We start from the raw sequence: 15075 nt of genomic DNA, 5'->3' as shown, positions 1-15075 counted from the left end.
CCGAGACGACCGCGCTGGCCACCTCCCCGCAACTCATCCCGCACCGTCCGCGTGCAGATCTGCACCCGTATGCCCGGCCGGTGGCGGGGGTGATCGCCACAGCCCTTGGTGGGCTGGCTCTGGCCCGATCCCGCCACACCGCACTGATCCACATCGATTCGCAGTCGACCAGCCGCGGCGAGCACCGGTTCTGGCAGCGACCAGGTCGAGGACACGGCGGGGCCGGGTCTGGGCGCCCCTTACCTCAGGAGTCGGATGTCGGGGTTCGCGGGCTGGGTGCGCAGCGACCGCCGACGCGGTCGACGCCCTGCACCTGATCCTGGAGCGCCGAATGGCCCGGAAGGCCACGACGGTGATCGACGCGACGAACGTCACGGGATGCGCGCCGTCGCGGTCCTGGTGTCGATGCCGGCCTCGGTATGTGTCGAGCGGCAGGGACCGCGCCCGGCCAACCGGAGCGTGCCGGAAGACACGGTCCACCGGCAGCACAAGGCCATGGTTCGCTCACACCCGGCGCACGCTGCGCCTCCCGCTCCTGCCCGTCCCGGCCTGGCCGGACGAACCCCCGTTCTGACACAGCCTCGCCCCGGCCACACAGCAGGGTACGGCCGGGGCGGCACTCAGTGGGTGGAACGGGCGGCACGGGGTCCGCCCGCCGTGGGTCTAGTACGGCTGGTCGTCACCGGCCGAGCAGCTGCACTCGGAACCCTCGGCGGCCCTTGGAGTTGGAGGGCGAAACTCCCGTCCCACGCCTCCCAGGCGGCGGCGATGCTGCTGCAGAGCCGCCAGACGACGTAGGAGGGTGCTGACCGCCGCCTCCGCCGAACAGCTCGACAACCCACTCCAGCAGCTCGACCAGGACGCGGTCCGGCAGGCGCAGCCCGTCGACGATCCGGGCGTTCGGGATCTCCGCCGCGTATTCATCGGCCTCAGCTGCGTCCGTGAATGACTCCACGGGTTTGCCGTCCACGACGACGTCGAGGCCGGCCATGTGGGCACCGGCAGGACGGCGGTTTCCGTGGACGACGACGTACGCGGCCAGCCCGAGATCGCCTTCGTGTCCGGGACGTGCGCGGAGGAAGGCCGCTCGGGTCACCACGATGAAGGCTGGATGACCTCGTGCGGTGAGACTGTCAGCCATGTCTTCGACCGCTTTGAGTTCTTCCCAGGGGTTGAACGGATTATGGGCAATCTGCGTGACACGCAGCGTCGGTGACGGTGTGTGGCCTTCACTGATGGCGGCTGGGCGACATCCTCGCCGTGTCCGGCGTAGCGCGCGAAGGATGCGGCGCGGCTGCTGATGGGGTGGGCGACGGCGTCGACGGTGGCGGATGTGCCGAGGGACTCTGCCTTCTTCATGCCAGTTCCCGCACGATCTGCCGCATGCTCTGGGCTTGGTCGGACTCGGGTGCGTAGTCGAGGAGGGGCCTTTGGACTCGGACGGCTTCGCGCTGTTCCTTGACGTCCGGGATGACGGAGAGCACGCGAGGGGTGCCGAGTGCCTTCCATTTGTCGAGGGAGGAAGTGGCGATGAAGCCGCGTCGGGAGTCGTATTTGTTCACGACGAGTCCGAGCTGTTCGACGTCGACGTCGATGTCGTAGTCCCGGGTGAGTGATCCGACCTGGTTGATGAGCATTCCGTTTGCCTGGGCGGAGGTGTCTTCCGCTTCAACGGGGGTGACGGGGCCGGAGGCGCCGGGCTTTTCGTCGTCGCGTTGGCGGCCGTAGACGAGCCCGGCGTCCATGGCCAGGCCGAGGCTGGGCGGCGGGTCGATGACGATGACATCGAAGTGCTCTTCGACGGAGGCGAGAGCGCGTTCGAGGGCGGCGTGGCGGGGGCCGCGGAAGACCGTGAGGCCGGAGTCGAGGAGGAAGGCGTCGAATGCGGAGGGCAGGACTCGCAGCCGGTCGCCGAAGCGTGGGCGGTGCTCGCGGTCGGCCACAACCTCGCGGACCACGTGATCGGGCAGACGGACCACCAGGCCGCGGGCAAGGCAGCGCCGTCGGCGGCCAATTTTGGGGCCTCAACCTGCCCGGAGGAGGTCAAGCACGGCCTGCTTGTAGACGGCGTACACGGTGGAGAGTTTCGCAAGACGGACGCATTCGTCGATGCCGTGGAGGAGCCCTTCATACCAGACCCAAACGCGGCAGGATCTGGTCGACGCCCCGGCCCGGCATCACCTCTGCGTTGAGGAACAGCGTGACGAGGTCATGATCGTCCATGTCGGACATTTTCCCACCGCTCGACGTGGACGGTGGCCTCCCCGCTCCCCCGTTTTCCCAGCGGCCTGGTCAGTCCTCGTCGAGCCCCGGAATGCCCGGCGGACGACTGAAGCGCGGCAGCCGCACCGCGTAGACGTGGCGCCTGCCCGGGTACTCCCCCAGCCCCCAGATGCGCCGGTTCCCCCGTACGCGCTGAAGCCGAGATCCTCCGGCCCGATCGACAGGCGGCCGAACAGGCCCGGCCGGGTCGCCCACACCTCGCGCGCCGCCAGCCATCCCCGCCGCTTCGTACCGTTGCTCAGCGAGAAGAAGTGGTGCCCCCGCCAGCTCACCGCACCCTGGATCCTCAGCAAGGAAAATTGCTCCTGGCCCCGAGCCTCTTCGGTCGTGATCGCACCGGTCACGGGATTCAGGTGCCATCGCACCACCCACGAGGTACCCGACCGCTTGAACTCGCTGACGAGGAGGGTCGGTGGGCCGGCCGAGTGGTCGATCGCGGCCTGGGAGTAGACGAGCCGCGCTCCCGCGTTGTCGTAGGCCCGGCTCTGCGGCAGGGCATACCGGTACCCGTACGCGCAGTACTTCCGCGTCCCCGCGTTGTACCCGCACCAACTCCTGGCGGGACCGCCCGTGGAGACCCGGAACATCTGATCGGTGTTGAACACTCGCAGACCGCCCTTGGTGTCCGCGACATAGAGCCGGTTCCGGTGCCACGCGATCCCGCCCGCGTGCACGTTCACAGGCCCGAAGTCGTACGGCTCACCGGGCATCGCGCGGGGCTCGACCAGGAGAACGTGCTCGTACCGCGGCTTGGCCGAGTCCGTCACGTCTACGAATTGGCATCCGTCAGATCGCGCCGCCCCATGTCCACAACAACGATCCGGATATGAAGTAGTCACATGATCGGCCGGGCAGGCCCTGGGGCAAGCCCCGCGCAGCCGGCGCCCTCGGCGCACACCGGTTCCGCGCTCATCACCCTCACCGACGGCGAGTTCGACGCGCTCAGCAGCCCCGTCTGACCGACGCTGGATGCCGACGCCGGATACCGAACCACTCTCGAAGGACAACTCATGAAAATCGGCATCATCGGAGCAGGCAATATCGGCGGCAACCTCACCCGTCGCCTCACCGCGCTCGGGCACGACGTGTCCGTGGCCAACTCCCGCGGCCCCGAGACCTTGGCCGCCCTGGCCGAGGAGACCGGTGCCACCCCGGTCACTGCCGGCGAAGCCGCCCGCGGCGCGGAAATCGTCGTGGTGACCATCCCGCTTCGAAGGGTCCCCGGCCTGCCCTCCGGCCTCTTCGACGGCGCGGCCGAGGGATTCGCCGTCATCGACACCGGCAACTACTACCCCAAGGAGCGCGACGGACGGATCGCCGCGATCGAGGAAGACGGCCTGACCGAGAGCCGCTGGACCGAGCAGAACCTCGGCCATCCGGTCGTCAAGGCGTTCAACGGCACCCTCGCCCAGGACATCCTCGCCATGCCGCGGCCGGCCGGGCACCCCGAGCGGATCGCGCTGCCCGTCGCCTCGGACGACGAGACCGCCAAGACGAGGGTCCGCGCCCTGATCGATGAACTCGGCTTCGACACCGTCGACGCCGGCGGCATCGACGACTCCTGGCGCCAGCAGCCCGGCACCCCGGTCTACGGGCTCCGCGCCGACGTCGACGGCGTGACGAAGGCTCTAGCCGACGCCTCACCCGAGCGCAAGTCGGACTTCCGGGCCTAGCGGTAGCAAGGAGGAGCTGTACCGGTTCGTCTCCGGCCGCGAGCTCGCCGCCGTCGCCGAGGCCACCCGCATGGACCCCACCGACCTGCCCGCCTACGCGGGCCACGTCCACGACTACTTCGCCGCCCACCCCGAGCGGTACCGCCTGATGGCCTGGGGTCGACTGGAACTGGGCGACACCGAACGAGCAGCCGACGACCCAATCCGGCAGACCGTCGCCCACAAGACCGAGCAGTTGCGCAAGGCCCAGGAGGCCGGGCAGCTCGATCCCGCCTGGGGCCCGCTCGACATCCTCGTTCTCGTCAACCAGATCGCCGCCTCCTGGGCCGACCAGCCCGACATCGCCGCGGCCGGCATCGAGCGCGACACCTTCCTGACTGCCCGACGAGAGGCCATCGTCACCGCCGTCGAGCGACTGTTCCCCGCCCAGCGGCCCGCCTGACCAGCGGGACCACCTGACCGTCACCCGCGTCCAACTGGCCCACGACAGACGTCGCACCCAAGCGAAAGCTGTCTCGCTCAGTCACACCCGATCCACAACTCTTGACAATTGCTCTTGCGCGGCGGCAACGGGGTCAATTCCGCTGGCTGCCGCTTACGGCAGGCTGACCCTGATGCAGCTGTGGGTGGCGGCCTTCGTGGTCGGCTCCTGCCACGTCGTGGGCATGACGGCCAGCCTCTCGTACAATCCCCACCTCCTGCCGCCGCACCGGCTCCTGAGACCAACGCCAAACTGGCCAGCGCCAACACGCTGGCCGACATCGGCGGCCCCGCCCTCGCCAGCGGACTGATCGGCGTGATCGGCGCCGCCCGCGCGGTCGCCGCCGACGCGGTCTCCTACCTCGTCACCGCCTGGTGCACCCTGCCCATTCGCATCCCCGAGGCCGCCCCAAGCCCGCGCGCCGAAAGACCGAGCCTACGAAGCGAGATCCGGGCCGGCCTCGCCTACACCTGGCGGCACCCCCTCATCGGCCCACTCGTGACCACGAACGCGATCGCCTCCATCGCCCTCGCCGGCACCAACGCGACACGGGCCCGAACTGCTGCCGGCCTCCTCCTTCCTGGTCCTTGTCGGGGCAGTGCCCGGCCGTCGGGTGACAGCCGCGAGGGCGGTGAACCGCTGCCGGCAGGTGGTGAACGTGTCTACCCACGGCCAGGTCGCGTCGACGTGCAGCCATCGGCGTCGGGCGCGGTCGGTGAGGCGGGCGGGCAGGTGGTAGAGGCGGAAGCGCATGGTGTCCGGCTCGGCGTCGGCCAGGACGGTGCGCAACCTGCACGCCGCGCACCGCACCCTGGTGATGCAGGTCTTCGGCGCCCCGCTGCGCCCCGGCGCGCTGCTACTGTCCCGGCCATGACGGAGCTGTTCACCGACACCGACATGCAGCCCATCGCCGCGGCCGCCGAACGCGACGGACAGGACCCCGCGCAGTGGCTGCTGCGCATAGTGCGCGAACGACTGGACGCCGAGGAACTCGAGGACGCGCTCGTCGGCGCGCACTTCACCGTCGTCGCCCACGCGGCCGCTGACTTCTGACTTGCCTTTCGATGCAGAGCAGTTGGCCCGTGTGAGCGGTTCGGCCGCGAAGCAATGTTCCGCTACCTTCCTATCCGGCGACTGGGCTACGGGGAGGCGCGATGGGCGGCTACATGACGGGCAACTTCAAGATGACCGAGGAGTTCGCCTCGGCGATGGTGACAGTCATCCCCATCATCCTGCTGCTGGGCTGGGCCGAGGTCCAAAAGCTCTCCACCACGTACGTCGCCAAGAAGGCACCCTCGCTCGACCGTGAGATCAGAGCGGCCATGTACCGGATCCTGAGCCAGGAAGCCGGCAGCCAAGCCGATGCCGACACTTCATCCGGCCAGGAGGCTGAGAACCGGAAGCCTCCTGGGCAAGCAAAGATCTTTGAGGGTCTTTTCGCCGTTGTCTGGGGCGTTTTGGCCGTCCTCCATGTTCTGGCAGAGCTGTACCTCGTTCGCTGGCTCGCCACCACCGAACGAGCTCCCTCCCCCGACATGGCCCGCAACGTGACCCTGATCGCTGGTGCCGGATTCGTCATGCTGCTGGTGGGCGCTTTCGTCCCTCCCCTGATGCTCCTCTACACGTCCACTGCTCTACGACTGGTCTCATCCATCCCGTTGCTCAGCAGGTTCCTCAAGCCCTTCATCGGACCGACAGCCAGAGAGCAGCTCATGCGCGAGGCTTCTCGTGGAGAAGGGGACGCTGCAACTGCGGAGCCGGCGAACAGCCCCCGCGACACCTCTGCGGACCCGGTGCCGTCACGGGGCTCCAGCTAACGAGTTCCCCCGCGATTGAGATGGGGTGTGAAGCGGGCGATGGTGTGGTGCCAGCCCGCCCGATCGCCGTCCTGGCAAGATAGCGACGTGACTCCTCCCCCTCGTGAACGAGGGGGCTTCTCGCTATGCCGGTGCGGCTTCGCGACGGACCAGCCCGGCCCGTAGAACGTTCAGGGCGCCCACCGTGTCCGCGTGCGCGCTGTGGTCGCACGAGACGCAGTGGAACTTCTCCTGTGTGGGCCGGTTCTCCGCTGCGACGTGCCCGCATTCGGGGCAGGTCCGGGAGGTGTTGCGGGGGTCCACAGCGATCACGTCTCGTCCGGCACTTTCAGCCTTGGCGTGCAGGATCGTCAGGAACACCCCCCATCCGGCATCCGAGATCGAGTGGTTGAGTCCGGCCTTTGCGGCGGCCCTGTTGGGCAGGAAGCTGCCCGGCTGGTCGGGGTCGGGCCTCGGTGCGGGGGCCTTGACCATGTTGCGGATCTTAAGGTCTTCGTGCGCGATGAAGTCGTGTTCGCGGACCAGGCCCCACGCGGTCTTGTGTGCATGATCGAGGCGCTGACGGCGGACCTTTCGGTGCAGGTCCGCAACCTTCTGGACGGCCTTCTTACGCCGGTTGCTGCGGCGCTTGCACCGAGCGACAGCCTGCTGTGCCGCTTCGAGCTTCGCGGCGGCCTTCCGCCCGTGCCGGGGGTTCTCGATGAACTCGCCGCCCGAGTCGGCAAGGAAGTTGGCTATGCCCATGTCGATGCCGACCACAGAGCCGGTCGCGGGAAGCGGCTTAGGCGCGGTCTGCTCGGCGGTCAGGATCACGTACCAGCGCTTGCCCTCACGCTTGAGGGACACGGTCTTGACCTTGCCGACCACCGGCCGGTGCTGGTTGACCTTGACGTGCCCGACACCTTGGAAGCGGACGCGGGTGACCGGGTCGTGCGGAGTGGAGTCCCAGCGGCAGCCGTCCCCGTCCTTGGGGAAGTCGACCGTGTCGAACCAGTTCACGCCACGGAAGCGCGGGTAGCCCGGCGTTTCCCCCGCCTTGACGCGGCGGAAGAACGCGGCGAATGCCTTGCCGAGACGGCGAAGCGTCGCCTGCTGGGAGGAGAAGGACCACCGGCCCTGACGCTCCGGGTCGTGCACCCGGATCTCCTTGAGCTGCGCGGACTGCATCCCGTACTTGATGCTCGTCTTCGATACGTGCCGGTACGCGTCACGGCGTTCCTGCAAGGCACCGTTGTAGAGGGAGCAGTGATCGCGCAGCATCTCGCCCAGTGCGATCGTCTGGCCCATGGTGGGCCGCATAAGGAACTTGTACGCACGAATCATCCGGCCCACCCCCCTTCCACGTTGGCTCGCTTGATCATACTACGCTTGGCGTATGTCACCACGCTGGAAGCCAAACCCCGATATCCGCACCGGACGGCACGTCACCTACAACCTCCACGCACACTTGGTGTTCGTCACCAAGTACCGGCGTGACATCTTCGATGACGCCATGCTCAAACGGTGCGAGGAGATCATGCGAGAGGTCTGCGCCAGCTTCGAGACAGAGCTACGCGAGTTCAACGGCGAGGCGGATCACGTGCACCTGTTGGTGCACTACCCGCCGAAAGTCGCCCTGTCTAAACTGATCAACTCCCTCAAGGGCGTAAGCTCCCGGTACCTGCGGGCCGAGTACACCGGCCGCATCAACCGGATCGGCATGGGGGCAGTGTTCTGGTCCCGCTCCTACTTCGCAGGATCATGCGGCGGTGCACCGCTGACCGTGATCCGCCAGTACATCGAAGGCCAGAAGCGGCCTATCTGACCGCAACGACAGAGGCGGAGCGAACTCCGGCGCTTCGCGCCTCCGGGCTTAGGACGCGTTTCCCTCCCCGGCTGAAGCCGGGGATACCCACGCAAGAACAGGGATGGCGAACGAGTCCCAGGCGCAGCCTCCCCACCACAGAGTGTGCGCCCCCGACGTAGGCCAACTCGCACGGTCCGCTGTAGGAACTCGCCGAAGGCCTCGACGCACTGCCGCGTGGGATCGCGATGCACCCGTGCGGCGTGATCCTGTCGAACGCAACCTTGCTGGGCCGGCTGCCGGTGCAGCCGACGCCGGGCGGGCAGTACCCGATGGTCCAGGCCCACAAGGAAGGCGTCGAAGACCTCGGCCTGCTCAAGCTCGACGTCCTCGAGGTGCGGATGCAGTCGGCGATGGCGCACGCCGTCACCGAGATCCGCCGCACGACCGGCCGGCCGATCGACCTCGACAATCCCGACCACGTGCCGCTGAACGACCAGTTCGCCTTCGCCCTGATCCAGGACTCGAACACCGTCGGGAGAAACCCGTGCTGCGCGATACGTACGGGGTGGCGATCTGGCACGAGCAGATCATCGACATCCTGGCCGTGATGACCGGCTGCGACCGCGCCCTGGCGGAGGTCGCCCGACGTCACATGACTGGTGGCCGTCGCCATCAACCTGGCCACACCCACCCCTCTTCCTTTTCCGCACGATCCCGGTCAGCCCTCCGAAGCGGCCACCCCCGGCGCTTTGATCGGACTAACGAACGACCCTCACACAAAGACACGGCCCGAGCCCCGTCGCCACATACCCACACCAGCGGGCGATGACGGAGTCCGCAGGCGCCCTCCAAGGGCAGGAACGCGCAACCGGCTACCGGATCCTCAAGCCCCCGTGATGCAGCATCGCTACGGCTCCGTAAGCCAATCACCCAACAGTTGAAGACCCTTGCTTGGTGAGTCGTGTCGGTGGACACCCTTGGCTAAAGTCCGCAGGAGCCGCGGTCGAGGTGGAAGTAACGGGCGTTGGCCCAGCGGCACAGCCGGATACCGACGATGACGCCGACGATGGTGACCAGGGCGGGCAGGTATCCGCTGGCGACCTGGATGATCGGGATTGCCGGGCACCCACCTGAGATCGCCCAGCCCGTACCGAACAACACGGCGCCGGGGATCACGCCGGCGTGGATCCGCCCTGGGGTGCGGCGGACCCGCAGCAGAGCGAATGCGCACACGATGATCACCACGGCGCCGGCGAAGGAGAGGAGCATGCGCAGGTCTTGGAAGGTGAACATGCGGTTCAGCTCGGCGTAATCGCCGAAGCCGATGTTGGTGACGGTATAGCCGAGGGCCAGTCCGGTGATGATGCTGGCCAGCAGAATCGCGCCCCGGGTACGCATCAGATCACCTTCCACAGGAGGAACGACACCACGATGGCGGTGCCGAAGAACACGGCGGTCGCGACGATGCTGACCGGGCGCAGACGGCCGCAGCCGTTGAGTCCGTGGCCGGAGCTGCACCCACCGGCCAGCCGAGTGCCAAAGCCGACCAGCACGCCTCCCACGAACAGCAGGGCGATCATGGCGGTCGGACTGGCGGTGACCAGGTTCCGAAAACCCGGGCCCATGTCGTAGCGGAGGTGGAACCGCCCGGAGGTGACCGCAGCGATCAATCCGCCGAGGAAGATCGATATCAGCAGGGCAGCCTGGGTGACCAGCGGGGCCGGGCGCAGGCTCGTTGCCGCGGGGCTCTCGCTCGCCGCTGGTGCGGTATCCGCTTCGAGTGGCTGCGAATTCCCGTACGGAACCTGTGGCAGGGTGGACGCGCCGGTGCCGGTGCCGAAGTGCTCCGCCGTAGCTGCGGCGAGCGCCTCAGCGAGCGCTTGATCGTCGGCGAACTCCTCGTCCATCTCCTCGAGGTGGCGTTCGCGGCGCCAGTGCAACACGCGATCCCACGCGGACGACACCCCAAAAGAGCGATCCGTGGTGAGGGTGTAGTTGATGGTGACGAGAGCGAGCCCGGCAGCGCCGGCCCACCAGGGCCAGTAGTTACTCATGCGGGGCCTCCCATCCATTCGGTGAATCGAGCCCACCAGCCGCGCTTCGAGCTGGGCGCTTGCCGGCTGTGTCGAACGAGGTGATCTGCCGGCTGGGCAAACTGTACGGATGGTGACGGCTGGTGATGCCAGGCCGGTGGCGGCGGGGGTGCTGTTTCAAACGGTGCCGTTCCGAAGTGGGCTGTGCTCTCAGGCGCCGCGGTTCCAGGTCCATACGGCTCTGCCGGTCGGGCCGGGGCCGGTTGGGACCCAGACGCGATCTCCGGTGACCGGGGATCGGGCTGTGACGGCGGGGCCTGTCGGGGTGCCTGCCTTGAGTTGGCCGCGCCGGACCGGCCCGCGTCGGCCTCGACTGTGAGGTGGTGCGCGTGGTGTCCGTTGGGCAACAGACTGATGGGCACGCGCTCGCCGGTGAGTGACAACTGGTAGCGCGCACAGTCGTGCCATCGATCCTCGCTGTCGCAGTAGTAGTCGCGCCAGCCCTGCAAGCTCGCCCTGAGTAGGGGGAAAAGGGGACATCCTACGGCGTGCGAGCAAGCCACGTTACTCCGTCCTGACCGGCACACACCGCCCGTTCGGGGAGGGCGGTTGCCGTTCTCGGTTCTTGTCCTTGTCGCGCCCGGTCGACGATCTCAAAGCGTCGAGGAATGCAGGCACGGCACCGTACTGTGACTTCCCGTCACCGCGTTCAGGCGTGATGCAACCATTGTTTCGGTGTCCCGAGCAACCTCAGGGAGTTTTTCAACCAGACCACTTGACATCACTTAGCGAGACATGCCACGCGATGGATGTGCTCGCCTATCTCCCATGTCCGGATATTCGCGGCTGACAGCGAGGTCACTTCGATCACAATTCGCGCTCATGGCCGTGGCCTCTGTTGGCGCGAGGCAGTCATTTGTGAAGAGGGTGCGAATATTTGAGTTGGTCGTGGCGAGGGCGTGAATATTGCAGATCGTAAATGAAGACGCTAGTGGAGGGGAATCATGTGCCGACGTGTTGTCTGTCCGACGTGCCTGAAGGCGACCTATGAGGGGTGCGGGAGGCATGTCGAGCAAGTACTCATCGGCGTGCCAATGCCTCAGCAGTGCACGTGTGAGTCGGCGGCGGGCAGGCGCGCGCGCAGTTGGTCACCAGAGGCCACGGCTCGATTGGAAGCGGTGTCGGTCGGGTCGGGCGAGCCCTCACGACCCACACGCGTCGCCCGGCGCCCAGGGAGTTCGTCAGACCGACCAAGGGGTGGCTGGTGGACCCGGCTGGCCGATTGGATGAAAGGCCCCATCTGACCCACTGTCAACTCTCCCCGCATCTCGGGGGAACCTAGGTGACCTCTTCAGTGACGGTCAGCGAGACGGTCACCGTGACCTCTTCGTCGCCCCCACTCTCATCCCCACCCTGGTCCTGCTCAGTGCTCAGGCTCCGGCCGGCGAACATTGACCACACTGCCGGATGAGAGCAGGAACAGGCCGGGGCTGCTGAGCGCGGGGGCCACTGCGGAGCGGCGGACCGGGACCCGCACCTGCGCGAAGCCGACGGCATCCACATAGCCGACCGCTTGCGGGAGAAGGCCACGGTCCGCGCCATCGCTGCCGAGCTGGGTCGCAGCACTTCCCCCCATCAGCCCCGAACATACGGCGCAACCGGCACGCCGTGCGGCGGTGCGGGAAAGCACAGCGGACCCACCCAGCCGCACGGCACCCACAAAGCGTTGCGCCCTGCCGGGGAGGGGGCGGGACGGTCAGTCGCGTGCGGCGGAGCCGGTGGGCAATCCGGGGCGCTGTACAACCGCAGGAGCGCCTCGCAGCCCCAGTCCCGCAAGCCGGGTTCGGCCTGGTCGCCCAGGAGCAGACAGAGCAGGTCGGCATCGCCGGAGTCGTCTTCCTGTCCGGCCGAGTCCGGCAAGGAGTCGAAGCAGACGAGGAACAGCCGTACCTCGACGAGGCGATGGAAGCGATCCGCCGTCATATGCCCGCGGCCCACCCGATGATGATCGATGTCGATGACGTGGCCGACTTCGACGACTTTTGGCACCACGCGGGGTACACGGACGAGCCTCATGCGCACGCCTTCCGCGCCCCGTTTTGAAGCAGGCTCCATGCCGCCGCGGCGGAACTGGGCCGTGACACCCTCCTGACCGGCTGCGGGGCCGATCCGATTGCCGACGCCAACCCGCTTCACCTGCACAGGCTGGCCCGCACAGGACAGCTCCTGCAGATGACGAAGCAGGCACGTGCCTGGGCCACGGGCGGCGAACGGGGCTTGCGGGACGTCGTCTCCGCCTGCGTGGCGCAGCCGACTCTGCCGCTGGCGGCCGAACGGCTCACCGCGCTCGTCCGCCGCCGCGGAACGGTGCTCGGCGGCCTCGGCAACTTCGCCCGGCCCCCGATGGGGACCGCACCCAGGCCAGCAACAAACTCTGCTCCCACCTGCACGAATACTTCCCCGGCGCACTGGTCATCCTGGCTTCCGCCCCCACCCCGGGGCAGGCCGCCAAGCTCACCCGCGCCCAGCTGCGGGCGCTGCTGAAGAAGGCCGGCCGCCAGCGCGGCATCGACGCGGAGACCGAACGGCTGCACGAGGTCTTCCGGCTGCCGCACATGCGGCAACTGCCGCTGGTTCGTCGACACCGTCAAGGGATGGTTTTCCGACGACAACAACGACAAGTCACCGCCCAAAGGTGGCAAGTTGGAGATACCAAGTCGGCAGAAGCTGCCGAAGGGGAAGAGACTTCCCGCTGCCAAGCGGGTCAAGGAGCTGACGGGTAAGCGGACTTCGCAGGCGCGGTTCTGGCAGATGTCGGACGGCCGGGTGGAGGCCGAGCTGTCGGCTGTGCCGGTGGATTAAAAGTCCGGCAAGTCCTGGCTGCCGATCGACACCGCGGTGCGTCCTTTGAAGGTCAAGGGCTTCGGCTTCTCCAACACCGCGAACATCGGAAAGAGTTGGTTCGGCTCGGACGCGAGCAAGTTGCTGCGTTTCCAGTCGCCAGACGGCCGCTCGGTCACCATGGGCCTGGATGCCGACAACGCGAGCCTGAAGCCGAGGATCAAGGGTGACACGGTCACCTATCAGGACGCTGCGAACGGTGCCGACCTGGAGTACAAGGTCGGCCGTGGCCAGGTGAAGGAGAACATCGTTCTGGACCGGGCCCCGGTGGGCCCGGTCTCGTACACCTTCACGCTCGATACGGCGGGGCTGACCCCCAAGGCCCGCAAGGATGGCTCGGTCGCGCTGTTCGGTGAGTTGCCGAACAGCCCGGTGATGGTGATCCCGGCGCCGTACATGACGGACGCCAAGGAGGACGCGCTGTCGCCGACGGGTGGCATCTACTCCACCAAGGTCGCCCAGAGGCTGACCCGTGACGGCGACAAATGGCAGCTCACGGTCACGCCGGACACCAAGTGGCTGGCGGCCAAGGAGCGGCAGTACCCGGTAGCGATCGATCCGACAATCACGATCGCGCCGGACGCGGCGACCTCGCAGGACACCATGGAGATGTCAACTTTGAACATATCGGGCCCATCTGGGAGGTTTTCCATGGTTAATGAAAAGTCGGTGGGCGACGAATCGAAAATGCCCACGTTTTCCATGGTTCTGCTGGAGGGCGCCCAGTCGTCACTCGAAGTCCCGCTGGAGTCGGTCGGGCACGCATACTGGGCGGCGGAAGATCTCGAGACCGTCGACATCGGCGGTACGCGGTTCGTCCGCCTCGGTTACACGGGGGCGAGTGGCGCCGTCCTGCTGAACACGGTCACCGGTGCGGTGGTGGAGTCCAACGATGAATTCGAATCGACCAACCCTGTCAACTCATCCCTGCGAAATTTTACGGCGTGCATTCAAGCGGTGATCGAGCGGTTTCCGTTCTATTCGCAGGATGCCGGCGAGGAAGAATGGGAATCAGCTGCTGACGATGTACTACGCCTCGTGCGGGAGGTGGACCCGGAAGCATTCGTTGAGGGTGGATACTGGCATGAGATGACCTCGGACATCATGATGGGCGATTACGCGACTGAGTCCGTATTGGATGCCGGGTGACGGGATTCGATTGAGTCCGCCTAAGAAGGCTTCCGCATACCGTTCAGCGGGATTGATCAGTCGAACTGGGTTCTGGATCGGGTGATCATTGCGGTATCGGCACATGTAGGAGGGGCCTCTCGGTACTGAACTTGATTGGATGATGTCGGGGCCGTTCGCCTGACACCCGCAGGCTGGTGCCGGTAGCTCTGGGGCGTGAGGTATGCGCAGGGTGGTGGGCTGACCGACGCCGAGAGGGGCATGCGGGAGCGGTTACGGCTGGAGGCCGTGGAGCGCTTCGAAGGCGGGCAGAAAAATGGGGAGATTGCTGCCGCGCTACGGGTGAGCGAGCGGTCGGTGGAGCGGTGGCGCCGGGCCTGGCGCGAGCAGGGCGAGGACGGGGTGCTGTCGAAGGGCTCGCCAGGTCGACCGCGACTCTGCGGGTGCCGATTAATCATCCGACCTGCTCAGGCGGCATGTTGGTACTCATGCAGGGTTCCGCCGAGCCGGTCTCGTCGGTGGACCTCCAGATGCACGAACTGTCCTGGTTCGGTGATCGGTTCAGGTAGCGGGCGGAGCGGGGCGGCTTGGCCGAGGGGCCGGTGCGGCCGATGCCCGTTGTAGAACGATTCGAACTCTTGGAGCACGTGCAGGAGGTGGCTTCGGTTCCAGATCAAGGTGCGGTCCAGCAGCTCCCTGCGGCAGGTCTGTATCCAGCGCTCCATGATGGAGTTCATTCGGGGCATCCGGACACCGCTGGTGACGACCTCCAGCCCGGCGTCGGCGAGCACGGCGTCGAAGGCCTGTGTGAACTTCGAGTCCCGGTCGCGGATCAGGAACCTGGCCCGGCCGCCTGCGTCCTGCAGGTCCATGACGAGGTTACGCCCCAGCTGCACGATCCACTGCGCGCCGGGGTGCGCGGTGGCGCCCAGGACCCGGACGCGTCTGGTGGCGTGCTCGATGCGCTGCAGGA

At 67.1% G+C, this 15075-nt stretch carries 16 protein-coding genes and 3 pseudogenes; 13 read left to right on the top strand and 6 right to left on the bottom strand.

Annotation, left to right across the window (positions count from 1 at the left end):
• Positions 1-802: 802 nt before the first annotated feature.
• Positions 803-949 (top strand): hypothetical protein, encoded by a 147-nt coding sequence (locus tag OG972_RS40280; RefSeq protein WP_266990023.1) that lies wholly within the window; start codon positions 803-805, stop codon positions 947-949.
• Positions 950-1018: 69 nt separating this feature from the next.
• Positions 1019-1216, top strand: coding sequence for a hypothetical protein (locus OG972_RS40275; protein WP_266990021.1), 198 nt, complete (start codon positions 1019-1021; stop codon positions 1214-1216).
• A gap of 139 nt (positions 1217-1355) precedes the next feature.
• Here OG972_RS40275 and OG972_RS40270 read toward each other — a convergent pair whose 3' ends face one another.
• Positions 1356-1958, bottom strand: a complete 603-nt coding sequence (locus OG972_RS40270) for a ParA family protein (protein WP_266990019.1) — start codon at positions 1956-1958, stop codon at positions 1356-1358.
• Positions 1959-3293: 1335 nt separating this feature from the next.
• Between OG972_RS40270 and OG972_RS40265 the strand changes: the two genes are divergently transcribed.
• The 5 genes from OG972_RS40265 to OG972_RS40245 all read left to right on the top strand — a co-directional run bounded on the left by OG972_RS40265 (position 3294) and on the right by OG972_RS40245 (position 6254).
• The gene (locus OG972_RS40265) at positions 3294-3956 is read left to right on the top strand and encodes an NADPH-dependent F420 reductase (protein ID WP_266990017.1); all 663 of its coding nucleotides are present in this window, start codon (positions 3294-3296) and stop codon (positions 3954-3956) included.
• Between the two features lie 70 nt (positions 3957-4026).
• Positions 4027-4398, top strand: coding sequence for a hypothetical protein (locus OG972_RS40260; protein WP_266990015.1), 372 nt, complete (start codon positions 4027-4029; stop codon positions 4396-4398).
• A 790-nt stretch (positions 4399-5188) separates the two neighbouring features.
• A complete protein-coding gene (locus OG972_RS40255) occupies positions 5189-5311 on the top strand; it encodes a hypothetical protein (protein ID WP_266990013.1) in 123 nt (40 codons plus the stop codon).
• On the top strand, positions 5308-5490 hold the full coding sequence (locus OG972_RS40250; RefSeq protein WP_266990011.1) for a hypothetical protein: 183 nt from the start codon (positions 5308-5310) through the stop codon (positions 5488-5490). The genes OG972_RS40255 and OG972_RS40250 overlap by 4 nt, the downstream gene beginning before the upstream one ends.
• A gap of 101 nt (positions 5491-5591) precedes the next feature.
• Positions 5592-6254: a hypothetical protein gene (locus OG972_RS40245; RefSeq protein WP_266990009.1), complete on the top strand. Its 663-nt coding sequence runs from the start codon at positions 5592-5594 to the stop codon at positions 6252-6254.
• Between the two features lie 123 nt (positions 6255-6377).
• Here the strand turns inward: OG972_RS40245 and OG972_RS40240 are convergent, their stop codons facing one another.
• On the bottom strand, positions 6378-7577 hold the full coding sequence (locus OG972_RS40240; protein WP_266990007.1) for a transposase: 1200 nt from the start codon (positions 7575-7577) through the stop codon (positions 6378-6380).
• Between the two features lie 52 nt (positions 7578-7629).
• Between OG972_RS40240 and tnpA the strand changes: the two genes are divergently transcribed.
• Positions 7630-8058 (top strand): IS200/IS605 family transposase, encoded by a 429-nt coding sequence (gene tnpA / locus OG972_RS40235; RefSeq protein ID WP_266990005.1) that lies wholly within the window; start codon positions 7630-7632, stop codon positions 8056-8058.
• Between the two features lie 170 nt (positions 8059-8228).
• Positions 8229-8695, top strand: a pseudogene (locus tag OG972_RS40230) (hypothetical protein); the annotation flags it as partial.
• Between the two features lie 326 nt (positions 8696-9021).
• Here OG972_RS40230 and OG972_RS40225 read toward each other — a convergent pair.
• The 3 genes from OG972_RS40225 to OG972_RS40215 form a co-directional block, all read right to left on the bottom strand.
• Positions 9022-9438, bottom strand: coding sequence for a YeeE/YedE thiosulfate transporter family protein (locus OG972_RS40225; RefSeq protein ID WP_266990003.1), 417 nt, complete (start codon positions 9436-9438; stop codon positions 9022-9024).
• Complete coding sequence (locus tag OG972_RS40220; protein WP_266990002.1) at positions 9438-10094, bottom strand: YeeE/YedE family protein; 657 nt, start codon at positions 10092-10094, stop codon at positions 9438-9440. Before OG972_RS40220 ends, OG972_RS40225 begins: the two co-directional genes overlap by 1 nt.
• Positions 10095-11496: 1402 nt before the next feature.
• Positions 11497-11709 (bottom strand): hypothetical protein, encoded by a 213-nt coding sequence (locus OG972_RS40215; RefSeq protein ID WP_266990000.1) that lies wholly within the window; start codon positions 11707-11709, stop codon positions 11497-11499.
• A 128-nt stretch (positions 11710-11837) separates the two neighbouring features.
• Here OG972_RS40215 and OG972_RS40210 point away from each other — a divergent pair, with 128 nt between their 5' ends.
• The 4 genes and pseudogenes from OG972_RS40210 to OG972_RS40190 form a co-directional block, all read left to right on the top strand.
• The gene (locus tag OG972_RS40210) at positions 11838-12176 is read left to right on the top strand and encodes a hypothetical protein (RefSeq protein ID WP_266989998.1); all 339 of its coding nucleotides are present in this window, start codon (positions 11838-11840) and stop codon (positions 12174-12176) included.
• Between the two features lie 600 nt (positions 12177-12776).
• Positions 12777-12935 (top strand): hypothetical protein, encoded by a 159-nt coding sequence (locus OG972_RS40200; protein ID WP_266989996.1) that lies wholly within the window; start codon positions 12777-12779, stop codon positions 12933-12935.
• Positions 12936-12980: 45 nt separating this feature from the next.
• Positions 12981-14123 (top strand): SUKH-4 family immunity protein, encoded by a 1143-nt coding sequence (locus OG972_RS40195; protein WP_266989994.1) that lies wholly within the window; start codon positions 12981-12983, stop codon positions 14121-14123.
• 240 nt (positions 14124-14363) lie between these two features.
• Positions 14364-14525, top strand: a pseudogene (locus tag OG972_RS40190) (helix-turn-helix domain-containing protein); the annotation flags it as partial.
• A 44-nt stretch (positions 14526-14569) separates the two neighbouring features.
• Here the strand turns inward: OG972_RS40190 and OG972_RS40185 are convergent.
• Positions 14570-15064 (bottom strand): annotated as a pseudogene (locus tag OG972_RS40185) (integrase core domain-containing protein); the annotation flags it as partial.
• Between the last annotated feature and the right edge of the window lie 11 nt (positions 15065-15075).

Origin of the sequence: Streptomyces sp. NBC_01669 (assembly GCF_026339735.1) — a bacterium.
Classification (GTDB): domain Bacteria; phylum Actinomycetota; class Actinomycetes; order Streptomycetales; family Streptomycetaceae; genus Streptomyces; species Streptomyces yanii.
Note: the sequence above shows the minus strand (reverse complement) of the source record. Positions and strands in the feature narration are given on the sequence as shown.

Coding starts and splice junctions, on each gene's coding strand:
- OG972_RS40265 (WP_266990017.1), top strand. CDS start 3,294: ATGAAAATCGGCATCATCGGAGCAGGCAATATCGGCGGCAACCTCACC.
- OG972_RS40250 (WP_266990011.1), top strand. CDS start 5,308: ATGACGGAGCTGTTCACCGACACCGACATGCAGCCCATCGCCGCGGCC.
- OG972_RS40220 (WP_266990002.1), bottom strand. CDS start 10,094: ATGAGTAACTACTGGCCCTGGTGGGCCGGCGCTGCCGGGCTCGCTCTC.
- tnpA (WP_266990005.1), top strand. CDS start 7,630: ATGTCACCACGCTGGAAGCCAAACCCCGATATCCGCACCGGACGGCAC.
- OG972_RS40215 (WP_266990000.1), bottom strand. CDS start 11,709: ATGGGGGGAAGTGCTGCGACCCAGCTCGGCAGCGATGGCGCGGACCGT.
- OG972_RS40240 (WP_266990007.1), bottom strand. CDS start 7,577: ATGATTCGTGCGTACAAGTTCCTTATGCGGCCCACCATGGGCCAGACG.
- OG972_RS40260 (WP_266990015.1), top strand. CDS start 4,027: ATGGACCCCACCGACCTGCCCGCCTACGCGGGCCACGTCCACGACTAC.
- OG972_RS40255 (WP_266990013.1), top strand. CDS start 5,189: ATGGTGTCCGGCTCGGCGTCGGCCAGGACGGTGCGCAACCTGCACGCC.
- OG972_RS40245 (WP_266990009.1), top strand. CDS start 5,592: ATGGGCGGCTACATGACGGGCAACTTCAAGATGACCGAGGAGTTCGCC.
- OG972_RS40225 (WP_266990003.1), bottom strand. CDS start 9,438: ATGCGTACCCGGGGCGCGATTCTGCTGGCCAGCATCATCACCGGACTG.